Source organism: Pseudomonas sp. Sample_9 (assembly GCF_004307535.1).
GTDB classification, from domain to species: Bacteria; Pseudomonadota; Gammaproteobacteria; order Pseudomonadales; family Pseudomonadaceae; genus Aquipseudomonas; species Aquipseudomonas mercuritolerans.
In genome coordinates this window covers 1-847 of record NZ_RAZO01000175.1, presented here as the reverse complement: position 1 = coordinate 847, position 847 = coordinate 1, and the positions used below count along the sequence as shown (strand labels likewise).

2 protein-coding genes are annotated in these 847 nt (G+C 64.0%); both read left to right on the top strand.

Features of this window, described 5'->3' with window-relative positions:
- A partial coding sequence (locus D6877_RS09890; protein ID WP_130910628.1) for a DUF2334 domain-containing protein occupies window positions 1–490 on the top strand: 490 nt, incomplete at its 5' end.
- Window positions 487–847 (top strand): lysylphosphatidylglycerol synthase domain-containing protein (locus D6877_RS09885; protein WP_178083660.1); only part of this gene is annotated, 361 nt, incomplete at its 3' end. The genes D6877_RS09890 and D6877_RS09885, both read left to right, overlap by 4 nt.

The window sequence follows — 847 nt, the reverse complement described above, 5'->3', positions numbered from 1 at the left end:
GCGCCGGGTCTACACCCATGAAGGTGAGTTCTATCGCTTGTCCCGCGAAGCAGCCTTGGCCCGCCTGCATGCGGGTCTGAAAATGTTTCAGCGCTACGACTGGCCGGTGCACGGCTTCGTCGCCCCGGCCTGGCTGATGAGCGACGGCACGCGCCAGGCTTTGCGCGAATTACCGCTCAGCTACACCAGCGATCCGCAGCATCTTTATCGCTTGCCCGACTTCAGCGCCATAGATGCACCGGGGCTGGTGTGGAGTTCGCGCAGTGCCTGGCGTCGTGGCTTGTCGAAAATCGTCAGCGACCAGTGTGAACAGCGCTGGCGCGAGGCATCGGTGATTCGCCTGGGCCTGCATCCGGTGGACATGCGTCACCGGTTTTCTCGCGATTACTGGTTGCACACGCTGCAACGCCTGCTGGCGGAGGGACGCGTGCCGCTGACCAAGATCGACTGGCTCGCCCGACAGCGCGGTCAGCTGGAACGCGCAGCATGAAGCGCAGCCTGTTGTTGCTGATCGGCCTGCTCGCGGCGGTGCTGATTCCGGTGCTGCTCGGCGGCGGCGAAACCTGGTCGCGCCTGCGCAGTTTTCCGCTGAACTGGCTGTTGATCATGTTCGGCATGATCCTGCTGTGCTGGGGCATCAATACGTTGCGCCTGCGTTTGTTGCTTGGCGATCAGCGTGAAAAGGTCGCGCCGTTGAAAAGTCTCGGCGTGGTGATGGCAGCCGAGTTCGCCTACTGCGCAACGCCTGGCGGCAGCGGCGGGCCGCTAACCATTATGGCGTTGCTGGCGCGCTGCGGCGTGCGTCCGGCGCGGGGCAGCGCAGTGTTTGCCATGGATCAGCTCAGCG